The 23,930-nt window shown below is 66.0% G+C and carries 21 protein-coding genes; 9 read left to right on the forward strand and 12 right to left on the reverse strand.

Going from position 1 to position 23,930, the window contains the following annotated elements; genetic code table 11:
- Positions 1–66: 66 nt before the first annotated feature.
- From treS to glgA, 5 genes are all read right to left on the reverse strand, one after another.
- Positions 67–3,372 (reverse strand): maltose alpha-D-glucosyltransferase, encoded by a 3,306-nt coding sequence (treS, locus tag IPM60_00635; protein MBK8906449.1) that lies wholly within the window; start codon positions 3,370–3,372, stop codon positions 67–69.
- A 108-nt stretch (positions 3,373–3,480) separates the two neighbouring features.
- Positions 3,481–5,517 (reverse strand): alpha-1,4-glucan--maltose-1-phosphate maltosyltransferase, encoded by a 2,037-nt coding sequence (locus IPM60_00640; protein ID MBK8906450.1) that lies wholly within the window; start codon positions 5,515–5,517, stop codon positions 3,481–3,483.
- Positions 5,518–5,707: 190 nt separating this feature from the next.
- Entirely contained in the window at positions 5,708–6,223 is a 516-nt protein-coding gene (locus tag IPM60_00645) for a hypothetical protein (protein MBK8906451.1), read from the reverse strand.
- Positions 6,186–7,025: a hypothetical protein gene (locus IPM60_00650; protein ID MBK8906452.1), complete on the reverse strand. Its 840-nt coding sequence runs from the start codon at positions 7,023–7,025 to the stop codon at positions 6,186–6,188. Before IPM60_00650 ends, IPM60_00645 begins: the two co-directional genes overlap by 38 nt.
- A gap of 106 nt (positions 7,026–7,131) precedes the next feature.
- On the reverse strand, positions 7,132–8,337 hold the full coding sequence (gene glgA, locus IPM60_00655; protein ID MBK8906453.1) for a glycogen synthase: 1,206 nt from the start codon (positions 8,335–8,337) through the stop codon (positions 7,132–7,134).
- Positions 8,338–8,551: 214 nt separating this feature from the next.
- On the opposite strand from glgA, the gene IPM60_00660 reads away from it, so the two are divergent.
- A complete protein-coding gene (locus IPM60_00660; protein ID MBK8906454.1) occupies positions 8,552–8,887 on the forward strand; it encodes a hypothetical protein in 336 nt (111 codons plus the stop codon).
- Between the two features lie 34 nt (positions 8,888–8,921).
- On the opposite strand, the gene IPM60_00665 is transcribed toward IPM60_00660, so the two are convergent.
- Positions 8,922–9,668 (reverse strand): TerC family protein, encoded by a 747-nt coding sequence (locus tag IPM60_00665; GenBank protein MBK8906455.1) that lies wholly within the window; start codon positions 9,666–9,668, stop codon positions 8,922–8,924.
- Positions 9,669–9,888: 220 nt separating this feature from the next.
- Here IPM60_00665 and IPM60_00670 point away from each other — a divergent pair, with 220 nt between their 5' ends.
- From IPM60_00670 to IPM60_00700, 7 genes are all read left to right on the forward strand, one after another.
- Positions 9,889–10,737, forward strand: coding sequence for a fumarylacetoacetate hydrolase family protein (locus IPM60_00670; GenBank protein MBK8906456.1), 849 nt, complete (start codon positions 9,889–9,891; stop codon positions 10,735–10,737).
- A 212-nt stretch (positions 10,738–10,949) separates the two neighbouring features.
- Complete coding sequence (gene hemN / locus IPM60_00675; protein ID MBK8906457.1) at positions 10,950–12,335, forward strand: oxygen-independent coproporphyrinogen III oxidase; 1,386 nt, start codon at positions 10,950–10,952, stop codon at positions 12,333–12,335.
- Between the two features lie 57 nt (positions 12,336–12,392).
- Complete coding sequence (locus tag IPM60_00680) at positions 12,393–13,013, forward strand: FecR domain-containing protein (protein MBK8906458.1); 621 nt, start codon at positions 12,393–12,395, stop codon at positions 13,011–13,013.
- 22 nt (positions 13,014–13,035) lie between these two features.
- A complete protein-coding gene (locus IPM60_00685; GenBank protein MBK8906459.1) occupies positions 13,036–14,286 on the forward strand; it encodes a sarcosine oxidase subunit beta family protein in 1,251 nt (416 codons plus the stop codon).
- A gap of 21 nt (positions 14,287–14,307) precedes the next feature.
- Positions 14,308–14,598, forward strand: a complete 291-nt coding sequence (locus IPM60_00690) for a sarcosine oxidase subunit delta (GenBank protein ID MBK8906460.1) — start codon at positions 14,308–14,310, stop codon at positions 14,596–14,598.
- 4 nt (positions 14,599–14,602) lie between these two features.
- Positions 14,603–17,623 (forward strand): sarcosine oxidase subunit alpha family protein, encoded by a 3,021-nt coding sequence (locus tag IPM60_00695; GenBank protein MBK8906461.1) that lies wholly within the window; start codon positions 14,603–14,605, stop codon positions 17,621–17,623.
- Positions 17,616–18,206: a sarcosine oxidase subunit gamma gene (locus IPM60_00700; GenBank protein ID MBK8906462.1), complete on the forward strand. Its 591-nt coding sequence runs from the start codon at positions 17,616–17,618 to the stop codon at positions 18,204–18,206. Before IPM60_00695 ends, IPM60_00700 begins: the two co-directional genes overlap by 8 nt.
- Positions 18,207–18,620: 414 nt before the next feature.
- Here the strand turns inward: IPM60_00700 and argB are convergent, their stop codons facing one another.
- From argB to rpmH, 6 genes are read right to left on the reverse strand one after another with little or no spacing between them, the layout of a single operon-like run.
- Entirely contained in the window at positions 18,621–19,538 is a 918-nt protein-coding gene (gene argB, locus IPM60_00705; GenBank protein MBK8906463.1) for an acetylglutamate kinase, read from the reverse strand.
- An 8-nt stretch (positions 19,539–19,546) separates the two neighbouring features.
- A complete protein-coding gene (locus IPM60_00710; protein MBK8906464.1) occupies positions 19,547–20,257 on the reverse strand; it encodes a YihA family ribosome biogenesis GTP-binding protein in 711 nt (236 codons plus the stop codon).
- Positions 20,258–20,294: 37 nt separating this feature from the next.
- Complete coding sequence (gene yidC / locus IPM60_00715; GenBank protein MBK8906465.1) at positions 20,295–22,100, reverse strand: membrane protein insertase YidC; 1,806 nt, start codon at positions 22,098–22,100, stop codon at positions 20,295–20,297.
- A gap of 25 nt (positions 22,101–22,125) precedes the next feature.
- Positions 22,126–22,395 (reverse strand): membrane protein insertion efficiency factor YidD, encoded by a 270-nt coding sequence (gene yidD, locus IPM60_00720; GenBank protein MBK8906466.1) that lies wholly within the window; start codon positions 22,393–22,395, stop codon positions 22,126–22,128.
- Positions 22,392–22,802, reverse strand: a complete 411-nt coding sequence (gene rnpA, locus IPM60_00725) for a ribonuclease P protein component (GenBank protein ID MBK8906467.1) — start codon at positions 22,800–22,802, stop codon at positions 22,392–22,394. The genes yidD and rnpA overlap by 4 nt, the downstream gene beginning before the upstream one ends.
- An 8-nt stretch (positions 22,803–22,810) precedes the next feature.
- Complete coding sequence (gene rpmH, locus IPM60_00730; GenBank protein ID MBK8906468.1) at positions 22,811–22,945, reverse strand: 50S ribosomal protein L34; 135 nt, start codon at positions 22,943–22,945, stop codon at positions 22,811–22,813.
- Positions 22,946–23,174: 229 nt separating this feature from the next.
- On the opposite strand from rpmH, the gene IPM60_00735 reads away from it, so the two are divergent.
- On the forward strand, positions 23,175–23,927 hold the full coding sequence (locus IPM60_00735) for a TVP38/TMEM64 family protein (GenBank protein MBK8906469.1): 753 nt from the start codon (positions 23,175–23,177) through the stop codon (positions 23,925–23,927).
- Positions 23,928–23,930 lie beyond the last annotated feature (3 nt).

Genomic DNA, 23,930 nt, shown 5'->3' on the forward strand with positions numbered 1-23,930 from the left:
AAAAAACATACTCTGATTGGCTTGCCGAAGGCGATACCGGTTAAACGGGGAGAGGTCGAAAACGGATCAGAAGCCGCTGTCGCCGCTTGCCAGGATGCGCGCGACGCCTTGCACGGGAATGCGCAGCCAGTCCGGCCGGTTGTCCGCCTCGTAGCAGATCTCGTAAAGCGCCTTCTCCAGCGTGAACACGTCAAGCAGTCGTTGGAATGCGGCATCGTCCCCAGGAACGGTAGCGCACCCGGCCGCGGTCGTCCGATAGGCGCCGAGGAAGCATTCGGTCGCCTGCAACGTCCACTCCTCCACCGCCCGCGCCACGTCCTCGACACGGGTCTGCGTCGGCAGGCGTTCGGCCCTCGCCGCCCACCCCGCGTAGTCGAAGGAACGGACCATTCCGGCCACGTCGCGCAGCGGCGACTGCTTGGTGCGCCGGTGCTCCATGGCCTTGGCCGGTTCGCCTTCGAAGTCCAGCACGTAGAAATCCTCGCGCACCACGACGACCTGCCCAAGATGCAGATCCCCATGGATTCGCGATTTCATCAGCCCCTCCCCGGCGCTGCCGAATGACTGCTCGACCATGCCGTCGATCGCCGGCCAGCGCTCCAGCACCGAGCCGACCATCTCGCGCACATCGTCAGTCAACGCGTCTTGCGCCATGGCGCGGGTAAGCGCCTGATGGGCAGCCGCGGCCTGACGACGAACCTGTTCGCCCCACTGCGCCAGATCCTCATCGGAGGCGGGCTCCGGACGGAACGCCGGATCGTCGACATCGAGAGCGAGCGCCGCGTGCAGTTCGGCGATGCGGGTCCCCAACGTCGCCGCCAAAGCGTGGTAAAGCGCATGGGGTTGCTCGGGGGCAGGTTCGTCGCCCACCGGCGTGACCTCGATCTCGCTGATGTGGCGGTCGAGATAGTCGACGGTAAACGACCATCCATCACCCTGATTGCGAACGAAGCCGTGCAGCACCGCCAGAGCAGTCGGCGTCCCGTCGGCGTCGAACAGCTCGACGCTGCCCAGCAGCGGCGGCGTGTTGGCGTAGCCTGCGACGTCGGTGAGGAAGCGCCCCATCTCCAGTTCCGGGTGGCTGCCGGCTTCCAGTCGTCGGTAGCCCTTGAGGATGGCGACATCGCCGATCTTCAATGACGTGTTGCTCTGTTCGCCGCCCATGCGATCGATGGCCACATCCGCCGGGATCTCGACAGCGGCGAACGCGTTGGTGGCAGCGAACCGGATGGTGCCGCCGTTGGCTGTGCCCATCTCCCGCCCGCCGCGGATGGACTCGAGAACCGCCGCCGTAAACGGCGCATCGGCGAGCGCGTCGTACAACACGCCGACGCGGTTGCCGGTGCGCACCTTGGCGAGCGTGAAGGACTGCAACCGCTGGAGCGGATCATCGACGGCCGTCTCCCACGCTGCCGCCAGCGGCATGTGGTAGCGGTATGCGCCGCCGCCGCGGGTGGCCACCTGGAAGGTCGCGATCAGGTAGCCGAACCGGCTTGCGTCCGGCAGCACCGTCTCGTCTTCCAGGCTGACGCTTTCGATGGGGTCGCCCTTGGCCGCGAACCAGCGGCGGTTCGGCAGGAATTCCGGCAGGATGTCGCGGGTGAGCGTTCGAATGTTGCCGCCACTGACCAGGCTCTGCCAGCCATGGGGCAGCACCAGCGTCTGCAGATCAGGCAGTGGCGTCTCGTAGACGTCGTGCCAACGCGGCGCCTCGACCTCGTCCGCCAGCAAGAACCAGTAGAAGCCGTGCCCCGGCAGGACGATGAAGTACGGCAGGTCGCCGATCGGCGGGAAGGCGGCCCGGCCCAGCAACTCCACCGGCACCCGGCCCTTGAACGCGCTCAGATCCAACTCCGCGGCCTGCGGCGCACGCGACATATTGGCGACGCAGAGCATGGTTTCGTCTTCGTGAGAGCGGAGATAGGCCAGCACCTTGCGGTTGCCGGGATAGAGGAACGTCAACGCACCGCGTCCGAACGCGCGGTGGTTCTTGCGCACCGCGATTAGCCGCTTCATCCAGTTGAGCTGCGACGTCGGCCGCCGGTATTGGGATTCGACGTTGATGGTCTGGTAGCCGTAGACCGGATCCATGATGGGCGGCAGATAGAGCCGCTCCGGATCAGCCTTCGAGAACCCGGCGTTGCGGTCCGGCGACCACTGCATCGGGGTGCGCACGCCGTTGCGATCGCCGAGAAATATGTTGTCGCCCATGCCGATCTCGTCGCCGTAGTAGATCATCGGCGTGCCCGGCATGGACATCAGAAGGCTGTTGAGCAGGCGGTTCTTCTGGGTGTCGCGCTCCAGGAGCGGCGCCAGGCGTCGGCGGATGCCCATATTGATGCGCGCCCGCGGGTCATGGGCGTAGAAGCCCCAAAGGTAGTCGCGCTCCCGGTCGGAGACCATTTCCAACGTCAACTCGTCGTGGTTGCGCAAGAAAATGGCCCATTGGCACGTTTCCGGGATGTCGGGGGTCTGACGCATGATGTCGGTGATCGGATAGCGGTCCTCCCGCGCCAGCGCCATGTAGATGCGCGGCATCAGCGGGAAATGAAACGCCATATGGGCTTCGTCGCCGTCGCCGAAATAGGGCCGCACGTCCTCCGGCCACTGGTTGGCCTCGGCAAGGAACATGCGGTCGCCAAAGTGCTCGTCGAGCCAGGCCCGCATCTTCCGGATGACCTCGTGGGTCTCGGGAAGGTTTTCGTTGTTGGTCCCCTCCCGCTCGCAGAGGTACGGCACCGCATCGAGACGCAGCCCGTCGACGCCGGCGTCGAGCCAGAACTTCATCACCGACAGGACTTCCTGCAGGACGCGCGGATTGTCGAAGTTGAGGTCCGGCTGGTGGGAGAAGAAACGGTGCCAGTAATAGGCTTTGGCGACCGGGTCCCACGCCCAGTTGGAGACTTCGGTGTCGCAGAAGATGATGCGCGTGTCCTGGTACTTCTGGTCGGTGTCGCTCCAGACGTAGAAATCGCGCCACTTGGATCCCGGCCGCGCCCGCCGCGCCCGCTGGAACCACGGGTGCTGGTCGGAAGTATGGTTGATCACCAACTCGGTAATCACCTTGAGGTTGCGCTGATGGGCGGCGCGCACGAATTCGCGAAAGTCGCGCATCGTGCCGTAGTCTTCATGGATGCTGCGGTAGTCGGCGATGTCATAGCCATCATCCCGCAGTGGGGATGGATAAAACGGCAGCAACCAGACGGCTGTCACTCCGAGATCGACCAGATAGTCGAGCTTCTGGGTGAGCCCCCGAAAATCGCCGATGCCGTCACCACTCGAGTCTAGGTACGCCTTTACGTGAAGCTGGTAGACGATGGCGTCCTTGTACCAGAGCGGATCTTCGAAGCGATTTGGATCGTCTGCAGGCATCATTGTCCTCTCAGCGGCGCGCTCGCGAAATGCGCAGTCGCTGTACGTTAACGTTTGGTCCTGTACACATGTGACGTCTTAGAGGGGCCGCCCGATTCCGCCTAGGTCCTAGGGTCCGTACGGAATGTCGCCGAGGCGCCGGACCCGAAAGATCTCGCAAGGGTTCAGGTACGGATCGAGGCGCACCCAGTGGGTAGATCCGCGCCATTCCAGCCGTCGTCCGCTGAACAACTCCTCCGCAACGAACAGGTCGCCGTCCCCGAGGCCCATCTCGGCGAGCGGGAAACTGACGTAGGACTCATGCGTGCTGAACGGATCGACGTTGACCACGACGAACACCATGTTCGACCGGTCGCCGGTCATCTTGCCGTAGAACAGCACACTGTCGTCGGAGGAGGAGTAAAAGCGCAAGTTGTGCAACTCATGCAGCGCCGGGTTCTCGCTGCGGATGCCATTCAGCTTGGTAATGTAGTCCTTGATATTGCCGTCCCGATCCCAATCCCAGACCTTGTACTCGTACTTCTCCGAATTCAGGTACTCCTCCTTGCCGGCGATGGGCGTCGCTTCACACAGTTCGAAGCCGTTATAGATGCCGTAGACGCTCGATAGCGTCGCAGCCAGCACCACGCGGATCATATGCGCCGGCCGGCCGCCGGTCTGCAGGTAGGGCGGGTTGATGTCCGGCGTGTTGGTGAAGAACATCGGCCGGGCGAACTCCCGCACCGGACTCTCTACCCACTCTGTCAGGAACTCGGTCAGCTCCTGCTTGGTGTGCCGCCACGTGAAATACGTGTACGACTGGGTGAAGCCGACCTTGGCCATCATGTAGAGCATCGGCGGCCGAGTGAACGCCTCGGCGAGGAAGATCGTCTCCGGATAGCGGCTCTGAACGTCGCGGATCATCCACTCCCAGAACGGGACCGGCTTGGTGTGGGGATTGTCGACCCGGAAGATCTTGACGCCCTGCTCGACCCAGAATTCGACGACCGACTTGAGCTCCTCCCACAGAGACTTCCAATGCTCATTGTAGAAATCGACGTTGACGATGTCCTGGTATTTCTTGGGCGGATTCTCGGCGTACTTGATGCTGCCGTCGGGGCGGAACAGGAACCACTCCGGATGTTCCTTGACCCACGGGTGGTCCGGCGAGCACTGGATGGCGAAGTCCATCGCCACCTCCATGCCGTGCCGGTGGCAGGCGGCGACGAAACTGCGAAACTCCTCCAGAGTGCCCAGCTCAGGGTTGATCGCCTTGTGCCCTCCCTCGTCGGAGCCGATGGCGTACGGACTGCCGGGATCGTCGGGCCCGGCCTCGAGGGTGTTGTTCTTGCCCTTGCGGAACGCCTTGCCGATCGGATGGTGCGGCGGGAAATAAATGACGTCGAAGCCCATCGCCCGGATCTCCGGCAAGCGTGCTTCGCATTCGGCAAAGGTGGCGCTGCGGCCGGGTTCGGTTCCCTGGGAGCGCAGGAACATTTCGTACCAGGCGGCGTAGCGGGCGCCGATGCGATCGACGACCACCTCGTATTCCCGGTCACAGCGGATGGCGGTGCTGTAGTCGGGCCAGCGCCCCACCACGTTCCGGACGTCGGAGGCCAGCATCAGGCTGCCGCGACCGCCGCTATCCATGCCGTTGAGCGTCTTTACGGCAGCGTCGAGCCACTCGCGGTCGCGGCCCGTGGCGCGCGCCACCGCTTCGTCCAGGTATTCGCGGCCTTCGATCAGGTCGACATCGACGTTCTGCCCCGCCGCGAGCTTCTTTTCGACGCCGAGTGCCCATGATTCGTAGACGTCGGTCCAAGCCTCTACGGCGAAGACGTAGCGGGTGTTGGCGTAGAGGCCGACGGAACCGGTCCACTGGGCGAGGCCGAAGTTGACCTCGGTCATCGACGCGCGGTGCCACTCGCTCTCGCCCTGCCGCCGGTAGACGACATCGGCGCGGAGCTTGTCGTGACCTTCGCGGAAGATCTCCGCGGTGACGATCAGGGTGTCGCCGACCGTGCGCTTGACGGGAAAGCGACCGTCGTCGACGCTCGGCTGTACGTTCTGGATGACGATCGAGCGGCTGACGGGGGGCTGCTCGAGGCCGAGAAACAGCCGATCAGCGCGACCGCGCGCCGATTCGTCCTTGTGGGTGTGGGACATCCCATCGCCGCTCGCAGAGGGCGCGCCGGAACCGCCCGCGACCATGTCTCGCACTGCCTTGGCTGCGGATGTTGCTCGCTGCCGAGCCGGGACCTTCTTACGGTCGCCCGTCTCGGCCGCTGGCCGGCCCGCGTCGTTGTCGTCGGCGCTCATCTTTCGTGCTCCCCTTTCCCTGCGGCGGCAGAACCCGTCACGGACTCGAGAAGATTCTGACCTCTCCGGGAGCAAGTTCTACCGCGGTCCCCGGTGCGAGCGAAACAGTCTTGTCGCCGGACGCCCCCGGGGTGACCTCACGCCCCTCCCGCATGTCCGCGTCGAGGTCGGCAATCCGCGCCTCGCTCGACTGCTCATGGTCCAGGTTGATCAGCGTCACCGCCCATCCCGGCGCCCGCTCGCCCTTTCGAACAAGCGTGCAGACGCGGCGATCCGGCGAGACGATGGCGCGCTGCGGTCCCTCCTCGTTGAACACCGGGACCGCCTCGCGCATGCGGTTGACGGCGCCGATGAAATCGCAGAGATCGAAGGATGGCTCTTCCCAGTGCTCCGGCCGCGTCGACACTACATGCAGGCGATGGCGGAACCCGTACTCGAAGCCGATCGGGATCATCACACCGGCGGAGAACGCGGCGGCGAACAGGTAGGCGCGGCGATAGCACCGCTCGATTCCATCATGGTCTTCGACCCCGTCGGCGGCGAGATCGACCACCAGCCGGTCGGTGTCGTGGGTTTCCGGGAAAGAGATGGAAGGTGCGATAGTGCGGAACCGGTCGTACTGCTCGAACAGCCAGTCGGCCTTGAAGTCCCACCACTTCGAGCTGTTGAACAGATAATCGAAGCCCGCATCCCTCGAGGGCCTCGACCTGCTCGAACAACGAGCCGAGATTCTCGGCGGCGAACAGGCACTCGGGCTGCACGTGGCGCGACGCGTCGATCAGCGTGCGCCAGACGTCGGCGGGCACCTGGTACGCCGCGTCGCAGCGAAAGCCGCGGATGCCGAGCCCCGCGTAATGCTGCATCATGTCCTGGAAATAGGCGACCAGCGCCGCCCGCTCCGGCCGATCCGTGTAGTCGAGTTCGGCGAGGTCCCCCCACACCGTCTTCTTGCGCGGGTCCGCGGGATCGACGCAGAACGGCGACTGCAGGGCGCCTTTCTTGTCGCGGACGAACCACTCAGGGTGTTCCGTGGTAAGGACGCTGTCGATGGCGGTGTGGTTGATCACCAGGTCCATCATCACCTTGACGCCGCGCCGGTCGGCGGCCGCCACGAAGCCCCGGATGAGATCGTCGTCCGAACCCTGCGCACGGCCGCGGACCAGCGGATTGAGCCGGTAGTAATCGGCGACGGCGTAGAGGCTGCCCGACAGGCCGGTGGCGTGGAACGGATTGAGGAAAACCCAGTCGAAGTTCATCGCCGCGATGCGGTCCAGGTGGTGCTCCCACTCGGCGACGGTTCCGACCAACAGCGGAAACAGGTTATAGACCCTCGGTCCTGCGGCGACGGCGTTCACGGTATCTCCTCGTTGTGCGGACGATTTGCGGCGATGGCTTTGCTTCGGTTCGGATCAGGATTTTGCACAGGAAGGCGCCGATCCTTTTCGGAGGCCGGCGTTCCGTTCAAGCGCCCAGATGCTGATAAAGTTCCAAGGTCTGCCGGGCGATGTTGGCCCAACTGAACCTTTCGACGACGTGCCGGCGCCCGGCTGCGCCCATGGTGCGGCTGAGGTCCGCGTTCAGCCCGAGGCGGTTGATCGCGTCGGCCAGATCGCGGGCCAGCCGGTCAGGTTGCAGGGGGTCGTGAGGCGGTTCCGCAGACAGGCGCGCGTCCACCAGGAACCCGGTTTCGCCGTCGGCGACGACCTCCGGTATGCCCCCGACCGCTGTCGCCACCACCGGCGTCCCGCACGCCATCGCCTCCAGATTGATGATGCCGAACGGCTCGTAGATGGACGGACAGCAGAACACGGCGGCGTGGCTGTAAAGGGCGACCGTGGTGCGGCGGCTCACCATCTCCGGAATCCAGACGATCCCGGGCCGCCGCTCGCGCAAGTCGTCGACCATGCCCTCCAGTTCGGCCTGCAGGCGCGGCGTGTCGGATTCGCCCGCGCACAGCACGATCTGCAGTTGCGGATCGATATGCTCGATCGCCTTCAGCAGATAATAGAGGCCTTTCTGGCGCGTCATGCGCCCGACGAACAGGACATAGGGGCGCTTGGGGTCGATGCCGCGTTCCGCCAGCAGTACCGGCCGGTCGACGTGCGTGTACTCGTCGGTGTCGATGCCGTTGGGAATGACGTGAACCTTATCCGGGTCCACGTCGAACAGCCGCAGCACGTCGTCGCGGGTGCTGGTCGAGACGGCGACGACGGCGTCGGCCATCTCCAGCGCCATTTTCTCCACCCAACAGGACAACTCGTAGCCGCGGCCGATCTGCTCCTGCTTCCACGGGCGCAGCGGCTCCAGCGAATGCACCGTCACCACCAGCGGAATGCCATAAAGCTTCTTGGTGAGGATCCCGCCGAACTCCGTGTACCAGGTATGGCAGTGGACGATGTCGGCGTCGATGCCCTGGCCGTTGAACGCGAGGCAGGTGGCCAGCGCCCGGAGCGGCGACACCAACGCGACTGGGCAGCCTGGGAAGTGCGCCGTCTCGATCTTGGTGCCGCGCACTGACAGCCGCCCGTCCACGTACGCCTGGTCATGAAAGCTGCGCACCTCGACGGAGGCGATTTTCGCCAACTCCCGCGTGAGATACTCCACATGAACTCCGGCGCCGCCGTAGATGTGCGGGGGAAACTCGTTGGTCATGAAAAGAACGCGCATCGCCACACCGCCTCTAGGTGATTTCCGGCTCGTTCTAAAGCATGACCGGCCAGCGTCAAACGCTAACCGCGCCGGAGCAACCGAACCACCCGTGGGCTATGCCGGCGCTTGCATGTTTAAGGAGAACATGTTATCATGTGCGCTACCTAAACTAGAATAGGCGCTGCCCGTTGTGGGTGCGGTTCTGAAGTTGCTGCGCTGGTGCGGAGCCGTCGTGATGCTACTGGCGGTGTCGTGGACCGGCGCCAGCGCCGGGGAGCCTCTGTGTAACCGCGCGACCCTGGGGCAGACGGCCTGCTTCACGGCGAAGCTCTGCGCGTGCATCATCGACCGGGGCGGCAGCATCACCGGCATCCCGCCCGGCTTCCGCTGGGACTGCGGCGTGCTCCGTCCGAGTTGCGGCGAGGCGGCCGATCAGCCGGTCACCATCCAGGAGTTCCGCGGCGCCCCGCCCGCCTACCCGTCCGCCGTCGCCATCGACCGCCGCTCTCTCATCAACATCCGCCCCCGCCCCCCGGCGCCGCTGGCCCCGCCGCTGCCGCTGGAGTAGACGCCCGTCGTCTCATGAGCGTCTGGGACGACGCTCACCCAGCCTCCTTCTTCGCCGCCTTCCGGGCGCGGCTCCGGGAACTGGCCCTGGCGGCAAGGCGGTTCAGGGTCTCGACAAGTATCGAGAACGCAATCGCGAAATACAGGTACCCGCGCGGGATGTGGAAGTGCAGCCCGTCGGCGATCAGCGCCACCCCCACCAGCAACAGGAAACTGAGCGCCAGCATCTTCACCGTCGGGTGGGTGTTGACGAAGCGCGACACCGGCTCGGCCGCGAGCAGCATGACCGCGACGGCGATGAGAACGGCGGCGATCATCACCGGCAGGTGCTGCGCCATGCCGACGGCGGTGATCACCGAGTCGAGCGAGAACACGACGTCGAGCAGCACGATCTGCAGGATCGCGCTGGCGAAGGTCACCGTCCGGATCGCGGCGCCTTCCTCTTGCCCCTCCACCATGTGATGGATCTCCATGGTCCCCTTGACGAGCAGGAACAGGCCGCCGCCGCCGAGCACCAGGTCGCGCCAGGACACGGTGTGGTCGAAGACGGTGAAGATTGGCGCGGTGAGACCGATGATCCAGGCGATGCCGACGAGGAGCGCCACCCGCATGCCTGCAGCCAGCCCGAGACCAACGCGACGGGCGGCCCGCTGCTGATGCTCCGGCAGGCGCGATGTGACGATCGAGAGAAATATGATGTTGTCGATCCCGAGGACGACCTCGAGCGCGGTCAGCGTGACGAGGCTGGCCCACGCCTGCGGATCGGAAAGCAACGACAACATGGCTTTGCATATCCTCTGCGGGTGAATGACGACCAACTGAACCGACGGTGCATCGGCGGTAGGAGCGGGCGGCGGGGATATTTGGCGACTCCGCCCACTTTTGCAATGACTGAACCGCGACCCTCCACAGGATCGCGCAAGGAGGGCGTTGCGAAGGGGGCGCAAGCCTGTATCTTCCTCCGGTGCCGAGCATCGCGCCGGACGACGTGCGGAGGTTGCCATGAAACTGTTGCGCTATGGACCTGCGGGACAAGAGCGACCGGGGCTCCTCGATCACAAGGGGCTCATCCGCGATCTATCGCACCATGTCGACGACATCCGAGGCGACGCGCTGTCGCCGGACGGCCTCGCCCGGCTGGCGTGCGTCGATGTGGAGTCCCTGCCGGTGGTGGACGAAACGACCCGCCTCGGGCCGCCCGTCGCCGGGATCGGCAAGATCCTCGCCATCGGGCTCAACTACCGCGACCACGCGGCGGAGACCGGGGCGGCGCCGCGCGCCGAGCCGATGCTGTTCTCCAAGGCGATCACCGCGCTGAGCGGCCCCGGCGATCCCATCGTCATGCCGCGGGGCGCCACCCAGGTCGACTGGGAGGTGGAGTTGGCGGTGATCATCGGCAGCGTCGCCCGCTACGTGGACGACGTGCGCGCCCTCGACCATGTCGCCGGCTATGCGGTGATCAACGACGTCTCCGAGCGCGTGTTCCAGAAGGACCGGGGCGGCCAGTTCATCAAGGGCAAGAGCGCCGATACCTTCGCGCCGCTCGGGCCGTGGCTGGTGACCCGCAACGACGTCGCAGACCCGCAGCAACTGGCGCTGTGGTGCGACCTGAACGGGCGGCGCCGCCAGTCGGGGAACACCGGCGACATGATCTTCGGCGTCGCCACCCTGGTCAGTCACCTGAGCCAGTTCATGACCCTGATGCCGGGCGACGTCATCGCCACCGGCACCCCCGCCGGCGTCGGATTGGGGTGCAGGCCGCCGGAGTTCATGCAGGCGGGCGACGTGCTCGAATGCGGCATCGAAGGCCTCGGCCGCCAGCGCCACGACGTTCGCTCATACACGTCGTAGCAACGACGTTCGCTGATACACGTCGTAGCAACGACGTTCGCTCATACACGTCGTAGCCACGACGTTCGCTCATTCACGTCGTAGCCGTGATGGGGCGCTCGGCGCGAACGGCACGGGACTCGTCACTGCCCGCAGGAGTGCTTATCTGCGGAGCAGGCCCGGACGCGGTTGCAGGCGGCGCACGCGTGGTTTCAATGGGAAGTGTCAATGGCATGACGAGCAACGAGACGAGCAAGACGGAGACCGGCACTGCACTCATCGATCGCTACGACATGCGGGTGCCGCGCTACACCAGCTATCCGACCGCGCCGCACTTCTCGGAGGCCGTCGACGATGCGGCCTATCGCACGTGGCTCGGCGCTCTCGATGCCGATCAGGGCTTGTCGCTCTACTTCCACATCCCGTTCTGCGACTCCATGTGCTGGTTCTGCGCCTGCTACACCAAGATCGTGCAGCGCTACGAGCCGATCCGGGAATACCTCGACGTCCTGCATCGGGAGATTGGCCTGGTGGCCGATGCGCTCCCCGGCCGCCTCACCGCCCGCCACCTGCACTGGGGCGGCGGCAGCCCGACGCTGTTGACGCCGGAGGACTGGCTGGCGCTGATCGGTGCGCTCCGCGACCGCTTCGACGTTGCCGACGACGCCGAGGTCGCCGTGGAGCTCGATCCCCGCGACACGACGGAAGCCTACGTCGCCGCGCTGGCCGCCGCCGGCGTCAACCGCGTCAGCATCGGCGTCCAGGACTTCGAGCCGGACACCCAGGCGGCGATCAACCGCATCCAGCCCTTCGAGGTAGTGGCGCGCGTGTGCGGCTGGCTCCGCGCCCACGGCATCCAGCGCATCAACCTCGATTTGATGTACGGCCTGCCGCACCAGACGACGGCGCGCGTGCTCGACATGGTGGACAAGGCGGTCAGCCTCGATCCCGCCCGCCTCGCCCTGTTCGGCTACGCCCACGTGCCGTGGATGAAGAGCCACCAGCGCATGATCAACGAGGCGGACCTGCCGGATGCGGCGGCCCGCCTTGACCAGGTCTCGGCGGCGTCCCGGCGCCTGCAGGAGCACGGCTTCCGCGCCATCGGCCTCGACCATTTCGCGCGGCCGGACGACACCCTGGCGCAGGCGTTGGAGCACGGACGCCTGCATCGCAACTTCCAGGGCTACACCGCCGATACGGCGCCGGTCATGTTGGGCTTCGGCGCATCCGCCATCGGTCAACTCCCGCAAGGCTATGTCCAGAACCTGTCGCCGCTCCGCGACTATCGGCGGCACGTGGAGGACGGCCGCCTGCCGGTCGCCCGCGGCCTCGCGCTCACGCCCGAGGACCGGCTGCGCGGCGACATCATCGAGCGGCTGATGTGCGACCTCGAGGTCGACCTCTCCGCGGTCCGCGCCCGCCACGACGGCGCCGTCGCGGCCGTTGATCTGTCCCGGTCGCTCGACGCCCTGGCGCCGCTGGTTGCCGACGGCCTCGTTACGATGGACGACGACCGCATTACGATCCCGGACGCCGGCCGGCCCTTCGTGCGCCTCGCCGCCGCCGCCTTCGACGCCTACCTGGCAGGGGGTCAGAAACGCCATTCGCGCGCCGTGTGACGGCCGCATACGGTCGTACCGCGTGACGGCCGGCGTTGTAGAGAGAGGGGGAACATCATGGGACTTGCGATCGCGCTTCGCAGCATTTGCCTTCTGATCGTGCTCTTTGCGCCATTCGCGCCCGCGCGAGCCGCCGAGGTGGCCGGCGCCGTCGCGCGCCTGCAGGGCACGGCGACCGCGGAACTGGCGGGCGCCAGCCGTGATCTGGCGGAAGGCGCCGCCCTTCGGCCAGGCGACCGCATCCAGACCGGAGCGGCATCGCGCCTCGAAATGCGTATGCGCGACGGCGCGGTGATCACCCTCGGCGAGAACGCCAACTTCACCATCGGCGCGTTCGAAGCGGACGAGCGGGGCGGCGTGTTCGGCCTCCTGCGCGGCGCCTTCCTCGCCATCTCCGGCAAGATCGACGACACCACTTCGAGCCCGATGACCGTCATCACGCCGATCGCCACCGCCGGCATCCGCGGCACCACCGTCTGGGGCGAGCAATCGACCGACACGCTGGAGATGGCTTTGTTCGAGGGCAACCGCGTGTTCGTCGAAGCCCAAGGCCGCCGCGTCGAACTCACCGAGCCCCTGTTCGGCACCACCGTCGTCGCCGGACAGGCTCCGACTCCGCCCAAGCGCTGGGGCGACCCCAAGATCGCCAAGGCCCAAAGCAGCGTCGCATTCCAGTAGCGCCGAGCCTGGTCAACCGGGAATGACGAAGTTCTCCATAGTCTCCATCGCCCGCAACGCGCTCACCCATCACGAGAACTGGCCGCGCCAATGGCGGAATCCGGATCCGAAACCATCGTACGACGTCGTGATCGTCGGGGGCGGTGGCCACGGGCTGGGGACGGCGTACTATCTCGCGAAGGAGCATGGAGTCTCCAACGTTGCCGTGCTGGAGAAGAACTGGCTGGGCGGCGGGAACACGGGACGGAACACGACCATCGTGCGCTCCAACTATCTTTGGGACGAGAGCGCCCATCTCTACGAGCATTCCCTGAAGCTGTGGGAAAAGCTGTCGCAGGACTTAAACTTCAATGTGATGTTCAGTCAGCGCGGCGTCATCAACCTGGCCCATAACCTGCAGGACGTGAGGGCGAGCAGGCGACGACTCTACGCGAACCGGCTCAACGGCATCGACGCGGAGTGGCTGGAACCGGAGCAAGTCAAGGCCTTCTGCCCTATCCTCAACGTCTCGCCCGACGCGCGGTATCCGGTGCTGGGAGCGACCCTTCAGCGGCGCGCCGGCGTCGCGCGCCACGACGCGGTGGCGTGGGGCTACGCGCGAGCGGCCGACGCCCGCGGGGTGGACATCATCCAGGGCTGTGAGGTCACCGGCATCATGCGGGAGGGGAACCGCGTTACCGGCGTCGATACCACCCGCGGCGTGATCAAGACCAGGAAGGCCGCCATAGTCGTGGCCGGAGACACCTCCGTGTTGGCGGGGATGGCGGGCCTTCGCCTTCCCATCCAGAGCCATCCATTGCAGGCGCTGGTCTCCGATTCCATCAAGCCGGTGCTGCATACCGTCGTCATGTCGGGCGCGGTGCACGTCTACGTCAGCCAATCCGACAAGGGAGAACTTGTCATCGGGTCCGGGATCGACGCCCTGACCGCCTACGGCCAGCGCGGCAGCTTCCACCTCATCGAGGGCCAGATGGCGGCGCTCAAGGAACTCTTCCCGATCTTCAGCCGAATGAGAATGATGCGCGCCTGGGCCGGCACGGTCGACACCTGTCCGGATGCCAGCCCGATCGTCTCGAAAACCCCGATTGACGGCTTCTACATCAATGGTGGCTGGGGCACGGGAGGCTTCAAATCAACGCCGGGCTCTGCGTGGTGCTTTGCGCACACGATCGCCAGGGACGAGCCTCATCCCTTGAACGCGCCGTTCTCTCTCGATCGCTTCGTGAGCGGGCGCCTGATAGACGAGCACGGTGCGGCGGCGGTGGCGCACTGATCCGCTGCCGGGGAGGGCGGGATGCTGTTGATCGAATGTCCATACTGCGGGCGGCGACCGGAAATCGAGTTCCACCACGGCGGGGAAGCCCATATTGCGCGTCCGGAGGACCCCGATGCGCTGTCGGACGAAGCCTGGGCCAACTACCTGTATATGCGGGCCAACACAAAGGGGTGGCGCCACGAGCGGTGGATGCACGCGGCCGGGTGCAGGCGCTGGTTCAACGCCATTCGGCACACGGTAAGCAACGAGATTCTTGTTACCTACGAGATGGGTACCGAGACGCCTCCTCTCCCGACGGTGGGAGATTAGCGGCATGACCGGTTCCTTCAGACTGTCGAAGGGGGGACGGATCGACAGGTCGAAGCGCCTGACGTTTCGCTTCGACGGGCGCCGCTATGAAGGCTTCGCCGGCGACACCCTGGCGTCGGCGCTGATCGCCAACGGCGTGCACCTCGTGGGGCGCAGCTTCAAGTATCATCGGCCGCGGGGCTTCGTCGCGGCCGGGAGCGAGGAGCCGAACGCCCTGGTACAGCTTGGCGCCGGCGCCCGCACCGTGCCGAACGCCTGCGCCACCCAAGTGGAACTCCATGACGGCTTGATCGCCGAAAGCCTCAATGCCTGGCCGAGCGTCGACTTCGACGTCAATGCCGCCAGGGGCTTGTTCTCGCAATTGTTCCCGGCCGGCTTCTATTACAAGACATTCATGCCCTCGCAGCGGCTGTGGATGAAGGTCATGGAGCCCTACATCCGCAAGAGCGCCGGCTGGGGCCGAGCGCCAACGGAGCCGGACCCGGATTGCTACGATCACAGGTACAGCCATTGCGACGTCCTGGTGGTTGGCGGCGGACCCGCGGGCCTTGCGGCCGGGGTTGCGGCGGGCCGTGCGGGAGCGCGCGTCATCATCGCCGACGAGCAGCGCGAGTTCGGCGGCAGCCTGCTTTCGTTGCGACGCCGGATCGACGGGCAATCGGGCGCCGATTGGGCCGCCGAGCAAGCCGCCGCGTTGGCCACCATGGAACACGTTCGCCTCCTCCCGCGCACCACGGTCTTCGGCTACTACGACCACAACTACCTGTGCGCGCTGGAGAGCCGCACCGACCATATGGGCGAAGCCTCGGGTCCCGGGCATCCCCGCACGCGCCTCTGGCACATCCGGGCGAGGCAGGTCGTCCTGGCGACGGGGGCGCACGAGCGGCCGCTGGTGTTCGCCGATAACGACCGGCCAGGCATCATGCTGGCCAGCGGGGCACAGTCCTATGTCAACCGTTATGCCGCGATCCCTGGTCGAAAGGCCGTGATTTTCACGAACAATGACAGCGCGTACGACGCCGCAGCGGATCTGCAGGAAGCTGGACTGAGCATCGCAGCCGTCGTCGACGCCCGCAGAGAGCCGGACCCGCGGCACACGGAGCCGTTGCTCAAGAAAGGTGTCAGCCTTTTTGCGGGGCAAGTGATCGTCGGGGTCAATGGAACGAAGCGCGTGCAGGGGGTCAAGATCAGGCCGTTGAGCGCGGACAAGCGGTCGGTGCGCGAGCCCGAGCGCACTATTGCCTGCGATGTCGTGCTGATGTCGGGCGGTTGGAGCCCGGTCGTACACCTCTTCTGTCAGTCGCGCGGCAAGCTTGTTTTTGACGATGCCAAGGCCTGCTTCGTGCCGGGCCGCTCCGTGCAAGAGGTCGTGTCCGCCGGGGCCTGCAATGGCGCCTTCGATCTTGCCGACTGTCTTCATGAAGGTGCGACTGCGGGCGCTCTTGCGGCCGATGCGGCGGGCTTCGGTGGCAACGCGTCGGCCACGGAGGCGTTTCGCGTGTCGGCGCCGGATCCGTTCGGCATCGAGCCGCTCTGGCTTGTTCCGTCGACCCGGAAGCCGGGTCACGGCAAAGCCAAGCATTTCGTCGATTTCCAGAACGACACGACAGCCGCCGACATCCATCTCGCGGCCCGCGAGGGCTTCGAGTCCGTCGAACTCATGAAGCGCTACACCCTGACCGGCTTCGGCACGGACCAGGGCAAGACCGGCAACGTCAACGGGCTTGCTATCCTGTCCGAGTACCTCGGCCGATCGATTCCCGATACGGGAACGACGACGTTCCGCCCGCCATACACACCGCTGCCATTCGGCGCGATGGCGGGCCGGGGCCTGGGCCCGTTGAGCGACCCGGTCCGCGTGACGGCCATCCACGACTGGCATGTCGCCAACGGCGCGTTACTGGAGGACGTCGGTCAGTGGAAGCGGCCGCGGTTTTTCCCGAAACCGGGCGAAGACATGCGCGCGGCCGTCAACAGGGAGTGCCTGGCGGTGCGCAACGGGGTCGGGATCCTGGACGCCTCGACCCTCGGCAAGATCGACATCCAGGGGGCGGATGCGGCCGAGTTCCTGAACCGCATCTACACCAACGCCTGGTCCAGGCTGGAGGTCGGGCGCGTCCGTTACGGCGTCATCTGCCACGAGGACGGGATGGTCTTCGACGACGGCACGACGGCCCGCCTGGCCGAGAATCGTTACCTGATGACGACCACCACCGGCGGCGCCGCCAACGTCCTCGATTGGTTGGAGGAGTACCTTCAGACGGAGTGGCGGGATCTGAACGTCTACTGTACGTCCGTGACCGAGCACTGGGCGACCGTCTCCGTGGCGGGGCCGAGATCACGGGCCGTCTTGGAGAAGATTTGCTCCGACGTCGATCTCGGTCCGGTTGCTTTTCCCTTCATGAGCTGTCGCGAAGGAACCGTTGCCGGCATTCCGTCACGCATCTTCCGCATCAGCTTCACCGGCGAGTTGTCCTACGAAATCAATGTGTCCCGGTGGCACGGCCGCTCGCTCTGGGACGCCGTCATGAATGCGGGACATGAATTCGACATCACGCCCTACGGGACCGAAGCCATGCACGTGCTGCGGGCGGAGAAGGGATTCATTATCGCGGGGCAGGACACGGACGGCTCCGTCACGCCCCAGGATCTGGGGATGGACTGGATCGTCTCCGGGACCAAGAAAGACTTCCTCGGCAAGCGGTCCTTCGCCCGTGCGGACACGAAGAGGCCCGACCGCAAGCAGCTTGTCGGACTGTTCCCCGAGGATCCGAACGAGGTCTTGCCCGAGGGCGCCCAGCTTGTCGAGGACCCGAAGCTCCCCGCGCCCGTTCCCATGATCGGACACGTGACGTCGAGCTACTACAGCGCGACCTTGGGCCGCTCCTTCGCCCTGGCTCTGGTCGTCCGCGGGCGCGAGCGGTTGGGCGGGCGGGTGTTCGCGCCGCTGGAGAGCAAGACGATGACCGCCCGCATCGTCCCGCCCGTCTTTTACGACCCGGAAGGAGCGCGCAAGGATGGCTGAGATGAGCCCTCCCGAGAGCCCGCTCGGCCCGCTCCACGAGACGATGGCGCAGACATCCCGCGAAGGCGCTGTCGTTCTTCGGGAATCGCCGTTCCTGACGCAGGTCGATCTGCGGGGCGACCCCCATGATCCCCGCTTTCTCGACGGCGTCGAGGCGGCGTTGACCATCAGGCCGCCTGTGAATGCCAATCATGTGGCTGTTTCAGGCGACCTGCGGATCCTTTGGCTCGGTCCGGACGAATGGCTGATCGTCGGCCCGGAGGGAGAACAGGACCGCATCCGCGGCGACCTCGAAAAGACCCTGGCGGGACAGCACCACGCCGTCGCGGACGTGAGCGCCCATCGCACGGTGCTGGAGATCTCCGGCCCCCGTGCCCGGGATGTCCTGGAGAAGGGCTGCTATCTCGACCTTCACCCGCGCGCCTTCGGGCCCGGCCGGTGCCTGGGAACCATCATCGCCAAGACCCAGGTCCTCCTGGAGCAAACCGACGACACGCCCTCCTACCGCCTCTACGTCCGCGCCTCCTACGCCCGCCACCTCGCCACCTGGCTCCTGGACGCAATGGCCGAGTACATCCGCTGACGGTCGTGCTGCCGCCTGGCTACTCTCCCGCCACCCCGGCAGCGACCGCTTCAACGGACCGGACGACCGCCTCGATGTTGACGTCGGCGATCTGCGGGGTTATGTTCTTTGATCGTTCCTATCGCTTGAGGCGGCGCGGGAGGGTTGGTGGCGCGGGGACGGCAGGGCGACGCAACTTCTGCTAGAACATAGCCATTTCAATGGGTTGAGGGCGGTTTGGAGTACATCGGAGTACTTCTGCATACATTCCGGGCGCGGATTCGGACACAAATGCAATGATCTGAAGGGTTTAACCCCCTGGTGGCTGATCAGAATGCATACAGATGCGCTGAAAACCGCCCCGAATCGCGCCAGATCTTGACGACCCGCCGCAACCTCAACAACCACTAATTGCGGTGCTTCTGTGCCCGCTGCCTACGCCGCCGGGTCGGCGGTGATGAGGGTGCCGGCGCCGTGTTCGGTGAAGAGTTCCAGAAGCACGGCGTGGGGGGTGCGGCCGTCGACGATGACGGCGCCGGCGACGCCCTTGCTGATCGCATCGAGGCAGGTTTCGACCTTTGGAATCATGCCCCCCTTGACGGTGCCGTCCCGGATGCGGGCGCGCGCCTCGGTCGCCGTCATCGCCTGGATCAGGTGGCCGCCCTGGTCGAGCACCCCCTCCACGTCGGTCAGCATCAGGAGGCGCTTGGCCCCGACCGCGGCGGCGATGGCGCCCGCGACCGTGTCGGCGTTGATGTTGAGGGTTTCGCCGCGGGAGCCGGCGCCGATCGGCGCGATCACCGGGGTGATGTCCGACTTGGCGTAGAAATCGAGGATGTGCGGGTTGATCTCGCTGGGCTCGCCGACCAGCCCCAGGTCCAGGATGCGCTCGATGTTGGAGTCCGGGTCGCGCTTGGTGCGCCGCAGCTTGGTGGCGCGGATCAGGTTGCCGTCCTTGCCGGAGAGCCCGACCGCAAAGCCGCCGGCGGCGTTGATGTCGGCGACGATCTGCTTGTTGATCTTGCCGGCCAGCACCATCTCGACCACCTCGACCGTCTCGGGGTCGGTGACGCGGAGCCCGTCCACGTACTCGCTCTTGATCTTGAGGCGGCGCAGCATCTGCTCGATCTGCGGGCCGCCGCCGTGGATGACGATGGGGTTCATGCCGACCTGACGGAGCAGCACCACGTCCCGCGCGAACAGTTGCGCCAGCTCTGGGCTGCCCATGGCGTGGCCGCCGTACTTGATGACGAAGGTCTGCTTGGCGTGGCGGCGCATGTAGGGCAGCGCCTCCGACAGCAGCCGCGCCTGCGCCACCCACTCCTCCCGCGTCTTGGTGCGTTTGCCGTCCATGGTGTCCGTCACCCCGTATCCCCCGCCCTTTCATCCAGACCCGTTGTACTCTCCTCGCCCGCCTCCGGGAACACCAGTTCGGCGATCGCCGCCCGCACCTCGGGAATGCCGGCGCCGGTGGCGGCGCTCGTCGCCAGCACCTCCGGATAGGCAGCCGGGTGCCTGGCGAGAGCTTCGGCAACCGCGTCACGGGTGCGCGCCAGCGCCGTCGGCCCGGGCTTGTCGCACTTGGTCAGGACCGCCTGGTACGACACGGCGGCGGCGTCCAGCATGGCCATGATCTCCTGGTCCACGTCCTTGACGCCGTGGCGCGCGTCGATCAGCAGCAGCACCCGGCGGAGCGTCGGCCGGCCCCGCAGGTAGGTGCGGACCAGCCGGGTCCAGCGCTCGACCACATCCTTCGGCGCCTTGGCGTAGCCGTAGCCGGGGAGATCGGCCAGCATCAGCCGGTCGCCAAGTTGGAAGAAGTTGAGCTGCTGCGTCCGGCCGGGAGTGTTGGAGGTGCGGGCCAGCTGAAGGTGGCCGGTCAGGGCATTGAGGAGGGTCGACTTCCCGACATTGGAGCGCCCGGCAAATGCAACCTCGATCAGCGGCGACGGCGGGGTCTGGTCGATCGCCGCCGCCCCGATCACGAACCGGCACGGCAGGGCGAACAGCCGCCGCCCCTGCTCCAGCAGCGCTGCGCCGCCCTCCTCGGGAACACCGGGCTCGACATCCATCATGGCTCAGGCTCCGGCGCTTCGCCCGACCTGCGGCTCAGGACGTGATCGGGTTCTTTACGCCCATGCGGCGCATGATCACCCACTGCTGCAGGATCGACAGAATATTGTTCCACGTCCAGTAGATGACCAGCCCGGCCGGGAACGGGGCCAGCATGATGGTGAACACCACCGGCAGCGCCATGAAGATCTTGGCCTGCAGCGGATCGGGTGGCTGCGGGTTGAGCTTCTGCTGCAGGAACATGGTGATGCCCATGATCAGCGGCCAGGCGCCGATCATCAGCATGTCCGGCGGGTTCCACGGGATGATGCCGAACAGATTGAAAATCGTCGTCGGATCCCTGGCCGAAAGATCCTGGACCCAGCCGAAGAACGGCGCGTGGCGCATCTCGATGGTGACGAACAGCACCTTGTAGAGGGCAAAGAACACCGGGATCTGGACCAGCATCGGCAGGCAACCGGAAGCCGGGCTGACCTTTTCCCGCTTGTAGAGGGCCATCATCTCCTGGTTGAGGCGCATCTTGTCGTCGCCGAAGCGCTCGCGCAGCTTCAGCATCTCCGGCTGCAGCTTGCGCATCTGGCTCATCGCCTTGTAGGACTTGTTGGCGAGCGGGAAGAACACCAGCTTGATCGCCACCGTCAGGATCAGGATGGCGACACCGAAGTTGCCGACGTATTCGCGGATATAGATGAGAAAGTAAAAGATTGGCTTGGTGAGAAAATAGAACCAGCCGAAGTCGATCGCCCGGTCGAACCCGGCGATGCCGAACTGCTCGCGGTACTGGTCGAGAAGCTGCACCTCTTTCGCGCCGGCAAAGATGCGCGTGTCCCAGGTCACGGAGCCGCCCGGCGGTACGGTCATCGCGTCGGCGATGTAGTCGGTCTGGTAGGCGTTGCGGTCGTTGGAGCGGTGGTGCACGAAGCGCGTCAGAACGTTGGCTTGCTGATCCGGGATCACCGCCGTCAGCCAGTACTTGTCGGTGATGCCGATCCAGCCGCCGGTGGTGCGCTGCTGGATGACGCCAGCCTCCTCCAGGTCGTCGTAGTCGACCTCTTTCAGGGTGCCGTCGAAGACGCCGATCGGCCCTTCGTGGAGGATATAGAATCCGGTGACCTGCGGCATTCCGAATCTGGCGACCAGCGCGTAGGGGTGGAGGTTGACGGCCGTGTCGCCCGCATTCTCGACCCGCTGGGTGATGGTGAACAGGTAGTCGCTTGCGAGCGCGAACGTTCGCTTGAAGGTCAGCCCCTGGCCGTTGTCCCAGCTCAAGGTCACCGGCTGATCCTGGGTCAGGGTGTCATGATCGGCTGTCCACTGGTCGTCCTCGCCCGGCAGAGCGATGCCGGCGCCGCCGTCGTTCCAGCCGACCTTGGCGTAGTACGCATCGACGCTGCCCTGGGGCGACAGCAGGATGATCTCCGGGCTCGTGGGGTCAACCGTGGCGTGGTAGTTGGCGAGGGTCAGGTCGTCGAGACGCCCGCCGACCAGACTGATCGAGCCGTGCAGGCGCGGCGTGTCGATGCGCACCCGCGGCGTCGCCGCCAGAGCCCGCTCGCGGCTGTTGATGGCTTCGCTCACCGTGGTGACCCCGGACGGCGCCGGCGTCAACGCATCGGGCGTCGCGACGTCGGGAAGCGCGCTCTGGTCTCGACGCGGTGCGGGCGGAGCGCCCGGCGCAGGCGGAGAGCCCGGTTCCGCCGGGGCGCCGGGCGTGACCTGCCCCTGCGGAGCCGGCGTCGGCAGGTCCGGCCTTGGATAGAAATAGCTGTAGACGAGGTCGAAGCCGAACAGGATGGCGACCGACAGCACGATCGCAAGAATCAGGTTTCTGTTTTCAACCATGTCTCCGGCCTGACGTCGTGTCGGATCAGCGCGTCAAAGTGGACGAGGGTGCGGGACGATCGGACGGCTCGCGCCGTTCCGGCACGGGATCGAACCCCGAACCGCCCCACGGGTGGCACCGCAGGATTCGCCGCATCGCCAATGCCCCGCCGCGGCCCGCGCCGAAGCGGTCGACGGCTTCAAGGGCGTAGGAGGAGCATGAGGGATGAAAGCGGCACCCCCCCGGAAGTACCGGAGACACGCCGTACTTGTACAGGAGAATCACGCCCCGCAGACCGGATCGCAGCAGGTTCATGGTCGGCCGGCGGACCGCGCCGGCCGTTCGGCTTCCGCGGCGCCGTTTCGTACGCGGAGACGGGTCAGCGCGCGCCCGAGGTCGACAAGCAGATCGGGATACGGCCTCGTCAAAGTGGCCGCCCGTCCAATCAGCACATAGTCGTACCCCTCCCTCGCCTGCGACGGCAAGACCTCCGCAGCCACGGCCCGCAACCGGCGGCGGACGCGATTGCGCCGTACGGCATTACCGACCTTCCTGGTGACCGTTATTCCCAACCGCATCGGCGGCACCGTGTCCTCCGCTCCCTCGGCACGCGGGCGCGACAGCGTTTGCAGAACCAGTCCGGGAGATGCTGCGTGGCGTCCGGATCGGGCGACCCGGAGAAACTCCGATCGGCGTTTCAAGCGAAGAAGGGCTTGAGCCACCGGGCAGGTCAAGCCGACAGGCGCTTGCGTCCCTTGCGCCGCCGATTGGCGATAATGCGCCGACCACCGACCGTCGCCATGCGCTGGCGGAAGCCGTGCCGTCGCTTGCGGACGATATTGCTGGGTTGAAAGGTGCGTTTCACCAACCGTCTCCCTCGCGGAACAGGAGCGCTGTATACGGGCTCGGCTACGGCAAGTCAACGCCGGCGCCGAGCGCCGGCGGGCGGTCACGGCCCGGTGAGCAATCGTGATGCTCGTAATGGTCCCTCCCGCTCTACGATAGAAGGGCCTGCGGATAACGACGCAGGGGCCGCGTGTGCCCGGAAGGAAACCCCAGAAGGAAGCCCCAGAGGGAAGCCCCAGAGGAAGCCCATGACCGCCGACGCCGACAGTGCCGCCGAAAGTGCCGCCGAAGGCAAGACCGCAGGGACGCCTCTGCTGTGGCGCTGGGCGCCGCTGATCGTGCTGGCGATCGCCGCGGCGGCGTTCTTCGCCTCCGGGCTGCACGAGGCGTTCACCCTCGACGCCCTGCGCCGCAACCGCGACGCCCTCGTGGCATGGGTCGAAGCCAACGCCGTGCTTGCGGCTCTGGAGTACATCGCCGTCTACGCGGCAGCCATCGTATTTCTTCCTCCGTCCGGCGCCATCATGACGGTCACCGGCGGCTTCGTGTTCGGTGCGGCCCTCGGGACCACGTACGCCGTGATCGGTGCGACCATAGGCGCCACGCTGTTGTTCCTGGTGGCGCGTCTCTCCATCGGCGACGTTCTGCGCCGGCGGGCCGGCCCCGCCATCCGCAAGATGGAAGCCGGCTTCCGCGACAACGCGCTCAGCTATTTGCTGGTGCTGCGCCTGGTGCCCTTGTTTCCGTTTTGGCTGGTCAATCTGGCGCCCGCCTTTCTCGGCGTGCCGCTGCGTACCTTCGTAATCGGCACCGCCATCGGCATCATTCCGGGAACGGCCGTCTTCGCCATCTTCGGCTCCGGTCTCGGCAGCGTCCTCGACAGGAACGAGGAGATTTCGCTCTCCGGGGTGATCACCCCGCAAATCATGGCAGGGCTGGGCGGCCTGGCGGTGCTCGCCCTGGTGCCGGTGGTCTACAAGCGGTTCAAGCGACCCGGTTGACGC

It is taken from the genome of Rhodospirillales bacterium (genome assembly GCA_016710335.1).
In the GTDB taxonomy this organism is placed as follows: domain Bacteria; phylum Pseudomonadota; class Alphaproteobacteria; order Rhodospirillales; family Defluviicoccaceae; genus JADJXQ01.